Annotated in this window: 7 protein-coding genes; 2 read left to right on the plus strand and 5 right to left on the minus strand. The window is 72.9% G+C overall.

The window, feature by feature from the left end:
- Positions 1-20: 20 nt before the first annotated feature.
- The 3 genes from meaB to ACZ6NC_RS07070 are packed head-to-tail and all read right to left on the minus strand — an operon-like array spanning position 21 to position 5,176.
- A complete protein-coding gene (gene meaB, locus ACZ6NC_RS07060; RefSeq protein ID WP_465729770.1) occupies positions 21-1,010 on the minus strand; it encodes a methylmalonyl Co-A mutase-associated GTPase MeaB in 990 nt (329 codons plus the stop codon).
- Positions 1,011-1,022: 12 nt separating this feature from the next.
- A complete protein-coding gene (gene scpA / locus ACZ6NC_RS07065; protein WP_465729772.1) occupies positions 1,023-3,227 on the minus strand; it encodes a methylmalonyl-CoA mutase in 2,205 nt (734 codons plus the stop codon).
- Positions 3,227-5,176, minus strand: coding sequence for a methylmalonyl-CoA mutase family protein (locus ACZ6NC_RS07070; protein WP_465729774.1), 1,950 nt, complete (start codon positions 5,174-5,176; stop codon positions 3,227-3,229). Before ACZ6NC_RS07070 ends, scpA begins: the two co-directional genes overlap by 1 nt.
- Before the next feature lie 483 nt (positions 5,177-5,659).
- Here ACZ6NC_RS07070 and ACZ6NC_RS07075 point away from each other — a divergent pair, with 483 nt between their 5' ends.
- On the plus strand, positions 5,660-6,754 hold the full coding sequence (locus ACZ6NC_RS07075) for a C40 family peptidase (protein WP_465729776.1): 1,095 nt from the start codon (positions 5,660-5,662) through the stop codon (positions 6,752-6,754).
- Between the two features lie 85 nt (positions 6,755-6,839).
- Here the strand turns inward: ACZ6NC_RS07075 and ACZ6NC_RS07080 are convergent, their stop codons facing one another.
- On the minus strand, positions 6,840-7,208 hold the full coding sequence (locus ACZ6NC_RS07080; protein WP_465729778.1) for a BlaI/MecI/CopY family transcriptional regulator: 369 nt from the start codon (positions 7,206-7,208) through the stop codon (positions 6,840-6,842).
- Positions 7,209-7,276: 68 nt separating this feature from the next.
- Positions 7,277-8,215: a TIGR01777 family oxidoreductase gene (locus ACZ6NC_RS07085; RefSeq protein WP_465729780.1), complete on the minus strand. Its 939-nt coding sequence runs from the start codon at positions 8,213-8,215 to the stop codon at positions 7,277-7,279.
- A gap of 227 nt (positions 8,216-8,442) precedes the next feature.
- Between ACZ6NC_RS07085 and ACZ6NC_RS07090 the strand changes: the two genes are divergently transcribed.
- Positions 8,443-9,300, plus strand: a complete 858-nt coding sequence (locus ACZ6NC_RS07090) for a hypothetical protein (RefSeq protein ID WP_465729782.1) — start codon at positions 8,443-8,445, stop codon at positions 9,298-9,300.
- Positions 9,301-9,418: the final 118 nt, after the last annotated feature.

Below are 9,418 nucleotides of genomic sequence, written 5' to 3' on the forward strand. Positions count from 1 at the left end.
CGTGTCTGTCGGCAGGCCTGTCAGCCCGTCTGGAAGCCGTCCAGGATGCGCTGAGCCGCGAGCCCGGCCGGCAGGGAGCCGTCGCGGACCTGCTGCTCCAACTCTGGCGCGAGGCGCTGGACCTCGGGGTGGGCGTGCAGGCGGGCGAAGAGCTGGTCGTGGACCATCGCCCACGTCCACTCCACCTGCTGGTCGCGGCGCTTGGCCTGGAGCGCGCCGGTCGCGTCGAGCACCTTGCGGTGTTGCTGCAGCCGCTCCCACAGCACGTCGAGCCCGGCGCCGTCGCGGCCGCTGCAGGTGAGCACCGGCGGCGTCCACGGCGCGTCCGGGGCCTGCAACAGCCGTAGCGCGCCCGCGAGTTCGCGAGCGGCGGCCTTCGCGTCGGTCTCGTGCGGGCCGTCCGCCTTGTTGACGGCGATGACGTCGGCGAGCTCCAGTACGCCCTTCTTGATGCCCTGGAGCTGGTCCCCGGTCCGGGCCAGCGAGAGCAGCAGGAAGGAGTCGACCATGCCGGCGACCGTGGTCTCCGACTGCCCGACGCCGACCGTCTCGATCAGCACGACGTCGTGGCCGGCCGCCTCCATCACCACCATCGACTCGCGGGTGGCCCGGGCCACGCCGCCGAGGGTGCCGGAGGTGGGGGAGGGGCGGACGAAGGCGTTCGGGTCGACCGCCAGCCGCTCCATCCGGGTCTTGTCGCCCAGGATGGAGCCGCCGGTGCGGCTGGACGTCGGGTCGACGGCCAGCACCGCGACGCGGTGGCCCAGGCCGGTGAGCATGGTGCCGAACGCGTCGATGAAAGTCGACTTGCCGACACCGGGGACGCCGGTGATGCCCACCCGGACCGCCCCGCCCGCGTGCGGCAGCAGCATGGTGAGCAGCTGCTGCGCCAGCGCGCGGTGGTCGGGCCGGGTGGACTCGACGAGGGTGATGGCCCGCGCGATGTACGCGCGCGAGCCCTCCCGTACGCCGTTCACATAGCTGTCGAGGTCGATCGTCCGGGGCGCCATCGGCTCAGCGCCTCAGAGCTCGTGGCCGAGGTCGGCGGCCAGCGACTTCAGCAGGTCGTAGGCGGCGTCCGGGATCACCGTGCCGGGCGGGAAGACCGCCGCGGCGCCCGCCTCGTACAGGGCGTCGAAGTCGCCCGGGGGGATGACCCCGCCGACCACGATGGTGATGTCCTCCCGGCCGGCCTCGGCCAGCTCGGTGCGCAGGGCCGGCACCAGGGTGAGGTGCCCGGCGGCCAGCGAGGAGACGCCGACGATGTGCACGTCCGCCTCGACGGCCTGGCGGGCCACCTCGGCCGGGGTCTGGAACAGCGGGCCGACGTCCACCGTGAAGCCGAGGTCGGCGAAGGCGGTGGCGATCACCTTCTGGCCGCGGTCGTGGCCGTCCTGGCCCATCTTGGCGACCAGGATGCGCGGCCGCCGGCCCTCGGCCTGCTCGAACCGCTCGACCAGGTCGCGGGTGCGCTGGAGCGGGGCCGATGCCCCGGCTTCGTCTCGGTACACACCCGAGATGGTACGGATCTGGCCCGAGTGCCGGCCGTACACCTTCTCCAGGGCGTCCGAGATCTCGCCGACGGTGGCCTTGGCCCGGGCCGCGTTCACCGCCAGGTGGAGCAGGTTGCCGTCCAGCGAACCGCCGCGCTGGGGACCGGCCTCGGCGGCCCGGGTCAGCGCGTGCAGCGCATCCTGGGTGGCGGCCTCGTCGCGCTCGTCGCGCAGCCGGCGCAGCTTCTCGATCTGCCGGGTCCGCACCGAGGAGTTGTCGACCTTGAGCACGTCGATCTGTTCGTCGCTCTCCACCCGGTACTTGTTGACGCCGATCACCGGCTGCCGGCCGGAGTCGATCCTGGCCTGGGTACGGGCCGCGGCCTCCTCCACGCGCAGCTTGGGGATGCCCGCGTCGATCGCCTTGGCCATGCCGCCGGCCGCCTCCACCTCCTGGATGTGCTGCCAGGCGCGGCGGGCCAGGTCGTGGGTGAGCTTCTCGACGTAGGCGGAGCCGCCCCACGGGTCGATGGACCGGCAGGTGCCGGACTCCTGCTGGAGCAGCAGCTGGGTGTTGCGGGCGATCCGGGCCGAGAAGTCGGTCGGCAGCGCCAGCGCCTCGTCGAGGGCGTTGGTGTGCAGCGACTGGGTGTGCCCCTGGGTCGCGGCCATCGCCTCCACACAGGTGCGGGTGACGTTGTTGAACACGTCCTGCGCGGTCAGCGACCAGCCGGAGGTCTGCGAATGGGTGCGCAGCGAGAGCGACTTGGCGTTCTGCGGGTCGAACTGCTTGACCAGCTTGGCCCAGAGCAGCCGGGCCGCGCGCAGCTTGGCGACCTCCATGAAGAAGTTCATGCCGATCGCCCAGAAGAACGACAGCCGCGGCGCGAAGGCGTCGACGTCCAGCCCGACGTCCAGCCCGGCGCGCAGGTACTCGACGCCGTCGGCCAGGGTGTAGGCCAGCTCCAGGTCGGCCGTGGCCCCGGCCTCCTGGATGTGGTAGCCGGAGATGGAGATCGAGTTGTACCGCGGCATCTTCTGCGAGGTGTACGCGAAGATGTCCGAGATGATCCGCATCGACGGCTGCGGCGGGTAGATGTAGGTGTTGCGGACCATGAACTCCTTGAGGATGTCGTTCTGGATGGTCCCCGCCAACTTCTCGGGCGGCACCCCCTGCTCCTCGGCCGCCACGATGTACAGCGCCAGGACCGGCAGCACCGCGCCGTTCATGGTCATCGACACCGACATCTTGTCCAGCGGGATGCCGTCGAAGAGCTGGCGCATGTCGTAGATGGAGTCGATCGCCACGCCCGCCATGCCGACGTCGCCGGTCACCCGCGGGTGGTCGCTGTCGTAGCCGCGGTGGGTCGGCAGGTCGAAGGCGACCGAGAGGCCCTTCTGGCCGGCCGCCAGGTTGCGGCGGTAGAAGGCGTTGGACTCCTCGGCAGTGGAGAAGCCGGCGTACTGCCGGACCGTCCACGGCTGGTTGACGTACATCGTCGGGTACGGGCCGCGCAGGTACGGGGCGACGCCCGGGTAGGTGCCCAGGAAGTCCAGGCCGGCCAGGTCGTCCGCGGTGTACAGCGGCTTGACGCCGATGCCCTCCGGGGTCTCCCAGAGCAGCTCGTCGACGTCCTTGCCGGTGGCCTGCCGCCAGGCACCGCGCCACTGCCCGGCGGTGACGTCCGCGGGGGCGTCCCCGTCCAGCCCGATTCCGGTGAAGTCGGGGATCATCACGCCACTCCGCTTTCTGCGAGGCTCGTCGCTCCCAGGCCCGTCGTTCCGGGGCTCGTCGCTTCGGGGTTCTCGTCGGTGATCTCGTCCAGCAGGCCGGTCAGGGTCGCGACGGCGTCGCCGCCCGCGACCACGAACTCGTCCACCCCGGCCGCCTCGTAGGCCTCGCGCCGCTCGCCGGGCCGGCCGGCCAGCAGGACCCGGCGGGCGCCCGCGGCCTTCAGCGCCGCGGCCACCGCCTCGGCGTGCTCGTCGTACAGCTGGTCGCTGGAGCAGAGGCAGGCCACCCGGGCGCCGGAGGCGGTGAACGCCTCGGCGAACGCGGCCGGGTCGGTGGACTCGGTGGCCGTGGTCGCGATGCCGCCGGCCTGGAACAGGTTGGCCGCGAAGGTGGTCCGCGCGGTGTGCGCGGCGGCCGTCCCGATCGAGGCGAGGAAGAGCCGGGGGCGGGCCCCCGTGGCGGCGAGGTAGGAGTCCGAGCGGTCCCGCAGCGCCTCGTACGCCTCGGCGCGCCGCACCCGCGGCAGTCCGCCGCCGGGCACGGCCGGGGCCGGCTCGCGGACCAGCGGCTGCTCGTCCAGGTGCGGGAACTCGCTGACGCCGGTGATGGGTTCGCGCCGCTTGGCCAGCTTGACCGAGCGCTCCGCCCAGGTCGCGGCGATCCGCTCGCCGACCAGGCCCGAGGCCAGCGCGGCCTGCTGGCCGCCCGCCCGCTCGATCTCCTGGAACCAGGCCCAGGCGGCGTGCGCCAGCTCGTCCGTCAGCTGCTCCACGTACCAGGAGCCGCCGGCCGGGTCGACCACCCGCGCCAGGTGCGACTCCTCCAGCAGGACGGACTGCGTGTTGCGGGCGATCCGGCGGGCGAACGCGTCGGGCAGCCCGAGCGCGCTGTCGAACGGCTGAACGCTGACCGCGTCCGCGCCGCCGACCCCGGCGGCCAGGCAGGCCACCGTGGTGCGCAGCATGTTCACCCACGGGTCGCGCGCGGTCATCATCACGGCGGAGGTGACGGCGTGCTGGCGCTGCGCCGAAGCGTCCGGCGCGGCCCCCGACACCTCGGCCACCCGGGCCCACAGCCGGCGCGCCGCACGGAACTTGGCGATCGTCAGGAACTGGTCGGCGTCGGCCGCGTAACGGAACTCCAGCTGGCCGAGCGCGGCGTCGACGGAGAGCCCGGCACCGGTCAGCGCACGCAGGTAGGCGACACCGGTGGCCAGCGAGCAGCCCAGCTCCTGCGCGGGCGAAGCACCGGCCTCGTGGTACGGCAGGGAGTCGACCGTCAGCGCGCGCAGGCCCGGGTAGCCGTCGGCGCAACGCGCGGCGAGCGTGGCGGCGTCGGCGAGCAGCGCGTCGGTGCGCCCGGCCTCACCGGTCCGGGCCGCCAGGCCCAGCGGGTCGGCGCCCAGGCTGCCGGCGGCGGCGCCGGGGGAGACCTCGCGCTCCTGGTACAGCTTGAACAACTGCTCGGCGGCCTCGGCGAATTCGGCGCCCGCGTCGAGCACCACACCGGCCAGGTCGAGGTAGACGCCGGTCAGCACCTCGGGCAGTGCCGAGACCGGCAGGCCGTCGCCGCCCAGTTCGAGCCAGAGCGAGCTGCCGCCGTTCTCCAGATCGGCGAGGACCGCCTCGTTGGCGCGGCGCGGGTCGGGGTCGGCGTGCCGCTGGCGGACGTCCCAGCCGGCGACCGAGGAGCCCTGCGGCCGGCCGCCGCGGACGAACGGGGGGAAGCCGGGGTAGCCGGGCTCGGCCGAGGAGTCCTCGGCGGTGTACAGCGGGCGGGCGCGCAGCCCGTCCTGGAGTGCGGTGGTGAGCGCCTGCTCGGCCGCTTCGCCGTCCGCGGGCTGCGCACCCGACTTGCGCAGCACGCCCTCGACGAGGTGCTGCCACTGCTCACGGTGTGCTGCCGGGAATTCGGCGGCCAGGGGGAGCCCTTCGGGCGGGACCGTCATGCCCCGCAGGTTAGCGCCCGGCGGCGGGCGCGCAGCAGGGGCGGAAGGTGTGACCTTGCCCTCGCTTTGCACTTCGTTGCACTTCAGAGGGGGTGACCCCTAGCTACCCCCTAGGGCTTCTTAGGGGTGACGGGTGGGGTGACGGGTGGGGTGACGAGTCGGGTGACGAGTCGCGGGTGACGGGTGGCCGGGTTCCGGGTGGGTTGCGGAAATGCGGCGGTGGGTGAACCGGTGCCCGAGTGTCATCCGTAGTCAATACCGATGGCGTGGAACGCGATCGATGTCCCGTCATGGCCCTGTAAGGCCGTGATCAGGAGGATTGCGGAACACCACCACTCATCTATTAAGTTACTTCGTAGAAGGTGGGCGGGGCAGCATCCCCCGGTTGTTCGTCCTGTCTGTCTGCCTGCCTCTGCCCGTCCCCGGCCCCCGCGAAGCCGTCCCCGGATTCCGCGGATTCCCCCGAAGGAGAGCCGACCGCCCATGGGAAAGCGTCGCAAGCCCAGCCCCCCGAGCCGGGCCCGCATGGCGGTCCTCACCACGGCCATGGCGGCCGGCGGCGCGGTCCTCGCCTCCGGCACCGCCCACGCCGAGCCCACGCCGACCCTCGCCTCCGTCAAGGAGCAGGTGGACCAGCTCAACGAGCAGGCCGAGCAGGCCGTCGAGCGCCACAACGGCTTCCAGCAGAAACAGCAGAAGCTCCAGCGCGAGGCCAGTCAGCTCCAGGAGAAGGTCGCCCGCGGCCAGGAGGCGATGAACGAGCTGCGCACCCGCCTCGGTGCGGTGGCCGCCGACCAGTACCGGACCAACGGCATAGACCTCTCGGTCCAGCTGATGCTCAGCTCCGACCCGGACGGCTACCTGGAGCGCGCCTCGGTGCAGAACCAGGTCTCCGGCACCCAGGCGAACCTGCTCAAGCAGGCCCAGGACGAGCAGCGCAAGCTCGACCAGGACCGCGCCGAGGCCACCACGACCCTCGCCGCGCTCGACTCGGTCGGCACCCAGCTCGCGGAGCAGAAGAAGGAGATCCAGACCAAGCTGGCCCAGGCCCAGGCGACGCTCAACAAGCTCAGCGCCGAGGACCGCGCCAAGATCAACGCCCAGCAGTCCGCCGAGAAGGCCAAGGCCGAGGCCAAGCAGGCCGCCGCGTCGGCCGCCGCGTCCGCCGCCGACCGCGCCTCCCGCGCCGCCGAGCGCCCCGACATGAGCGCCCCGGTGCCGGCCGCCGGCGGCCGGGCCGCCAGCATCATCGCGTTCGCCCAGGCCCAGCTCGGCAAGCCGTACGGCTGGAGCATGACCGGTCCCGACAGATTCGACTGCTCCGGCCTCACCAGCATGGCCTACCGCGCGGCGGGCGTCAGGATCTCCAGGATCTCCCAGGACCAGTGGAACGACGGCCCACACGTCGACCGCGCCAACCTACAACCCGGCGACCTGGTCTTCTTCTACGACGACCTGCACCACGTCGGCCTGTACATCGGCGACGGCAAGATGATCCACGCGCCGCGCACCGGCAAGAACATCGAGGTGCTCCCGATCTCCGCGATGAAGTACATGGGCGCCGTCCGCCCGGCCTGACCGCGTACGCGACGTGTGGTTTCCAACCGGATCCGTCGCAGGAGGACACCGACCGGCGCGAGGTGGAGCCCGAGCAGCGCCGTCGTCACCCGGTGTCCCGTGCCCTGACCTGCTCCAGGGCGGCCAGCAGGGCGGAGGCCTCGTCCCCGCTGATCCGGTCGACGAAGCGCAGCAGCGCCCCGGCGCGGTCGGAGGTGGTCTCCAGCGCCTGGTACATCAGCTGCGCGGTGTAGGACTCGCGGGTGCAGGTCGGCTCGTAGACCCAGGCCCGACCGGCCTTCTCGCGGCGCAGCCACCCTTTGGTGTGCAGGATGTCGGCGACGGTGGTGACCGTGGTGTACGCGACCGGGCGCTGCCGCTGGAGGTCGTCCACGACCTCGCGTGAGGTCGCCGGCCGGCCCCAGGTCCAGAGCCGGTCCATGATCTCCGCCTCCAGATCTCCGAGCCCGCGCAACACCGCCCGTCCTCCCTCTCCGCCCGACCGCTCGCCGCCGCCCATCGTACGGGCGCGCGCCGCGCCCTTCAGCGCCGCAGCCGGCGGGCGAGGTCGACGGCCGCCGCGGGCCAGTGCGGGTGCTCGAAGCCGAAGCCCGCGTCCTGGAGCCGGCCCGGCACCACCGAGCGGCTCTTGAGCAGCAGCTCGGTGTCCGAGCGGAGGGCGAACGCGCCGAGCTCGGCCATCCAGCGGGTGGCGGGCAGGCCGACCGGGATGCCCCAGGCCCGCCGGATCGCCCGCATGAACGCGCGCTGCGACAGCGGCTGCGGTGCGGCGAGGTTGACCGGGCCGGACAGGTCGTCACGGTCGAGCAGGAACCGGATGGCGCGCACGAGGTCCCGGTCGTGGATCCAGGACATGTACTGCGCGCCGCCGTCGATCGGACCGCCGAGGCCGCACCGGGCCAGCCGCAGCATCAGGTCGAAGGCGCCGCCGCGGTCGGGGCTCATCACCATGGCGGTGCGCAGCGCGACCCGCCGGGTGTCCGGGGTGGGGGCCTCCTGCTGGGCGCGCTCCCAGGCCCTGGCGATGTCGGCGCTGTAGTCCCAGTACCGGGGGACGTCGGGCTCGCCGCCGCCGAGGACGCCGTTCTCCTCGTCGTACGGGGTGCCGAAGTGGTGGGCGTAGATGGTGGCGGTGCTCATCTGCAGCCAGACCCGCGGCGGGCGCTTCGCGGCGGCGACGGCCTCGCCGACGACGCGGGCGGAGTCCACCCGGGAGTCCAGCATCTCGCGCTGGTTGGCCGGCGTGTAGCGGCAGTTGACGCTGCGCCCGGCGAGGTTGATCACGGCGTCGCTGCCGTCGACGGCCTCGGCCCAGCGGCCGAGGGTGCGGCCGTCCCAGTAGAGCTCGCGGTCGCGGCGCGGCCGCCGGGTGAGGACCAGGACTTCGTGGCCCTCTGCGGTCAGGGTGCGGTCCAGGATGCGGCCGATCTGGCCGGTTCCTCCGGGCATGACGATTCTCATCGGGTCCCCCTCGTTCTGTTGTATTTAGCTTAGTACGAAAATGAACGCGTTCAAAAGGGGGGTGGCGCCATCCGGTGAGGGTGGACCGTTTTGCATGCCGTCGCCGGTTCGCACTAGGTTTCGACGCCGTCGACGCGGGTGGGCCACGCGGCAGCTGACCATCGGTCATGTGTCCGGCCGCCCGGTCGTGTCGACAGGCACATCACCTCGGGGGAAGGAACAGCACGATGCGTACCAGCGGAACCAGCGGAAGCAACAGAACCGGCGGAACCGACGTCGCCACCCGGACGGCCGTCACCGCCGCCGCGCTCCTCTGCCTCGGCGCGCTGAGCGCCTGCGGCCCGGACAACAGCGCGGGGCCGAACGCCGCCCCGAGCACCGCCGCCACCGCGGCCGGCACCACGGCCGCCACCGCCCCGGCGAGCGGGGCCGCGCAGCCGTCGACCGGCGCCGCCAAGCCGTCCTCGGCCGGCCCCGCCGTCTCCAAGGACATCCCGGCCGGTGCCTGGATCAACCCGCGCGCCATCCCGCTCGACTCGGTCTACAAGTGGCCGGCCCCGGCAGGCACCGCCAAGGGGGTGAGCGGCACGCCGACCTTCAAGCTCCAGGAGCTCTGCCACACCAAGCTCTCCCAGGACAACGAGAGCCTCGGCGCCGGCCGGGCCGCCGCCCAGTCCGTGATCGGGGCCGGCGGCGACGGCCAGTGGCAGGCCCAGCAGACCCTCCTCTACGAGGGCGACCCGCGCCCCAGCAGCGGCGTCGCGCAGAGCGCCTACGCCGTCCTGCGCGACCTCCGCGACGAGGTCAAGGCGTGCTCCAAGACCGTCCCGGGCGCCACCGTCAAGGTGACCAGCCCCGAGGACGCGGCCTACTTCGCCGCCACGGTGACCGTCCCGCAGGCCGACGGCACCACCGTCACCCTGCACGAGTACCTGACCGCACCGGACGGCACGGTGAACGAGCTGTCGCTCTGGACGGCCGGCAAGACCGGCGCCCAGCCCAAGGCGCCGTGGGCCGGCCCGGCCGACGCCGACGTGGCCAAGGCGATGGACTCGGCGCTCTGCACCACCCTCAAGGACTGCTGAGCCCCGGGACGACGGCGGGCGGACAACGGCGGGCGGACGGCAGCGGGGGGGGGGGGGGGGGGGGGGGGGGGGGAGAGGGTTGTTCCTCTCTCCTTCCTCCTTCTCTCCCGCCCCCCAG

Source organism: Kitasatospora sp. NPDC041988, from assembly GCF_055588525.1.

Bases quoted from the DNA above. Each gene is read 5' to 3' on its own strand.
- meaB (WP_465729770.1), bottom strand. From the start codon at position 1,010: ATGGCGCCCCGGACGATCGACCTCGACAGCTATGTGAACGGCGTACGG.
- scpA (WP_465729772.1), bottom strand. From the start codon at position 3,227: ATGATCCCCGACTTCACCGGAATCGGGCTGGACGGGGACGCCCCCGCG.
- ACZ6NC_RS07070 (WP_465729774.1), bottom strand. From the start codon at position 5,176: ATGACGGTCCCGCCCGAAGGGCTCCCCCTGGCCGCCGAATTCCCGGCA.
- ACZ6NC_RS07075 (WP_465729776.1), top strand. From the start codon at position 5,660: ATGGGAAAGCGTCGCAAGCCCAGCCCCCCGAGCCGGGCCCGCATGGCG.
- ACZ6NC_RS07085 (WP_465729780.1), bottom strand. From the start codon at position 8,215: ATGAGAATCGTCATGCCCGGAGGAACCGGCCAGATCGGCCGCATCCTG.
- ACZ6NC_RS07090 (WP_465729782.1), top strand. From the start codon at position 8,443: ATGCGTACCAGCGGAACCAGCGGAAGCAACAGAACCGGCGGAACCGAC.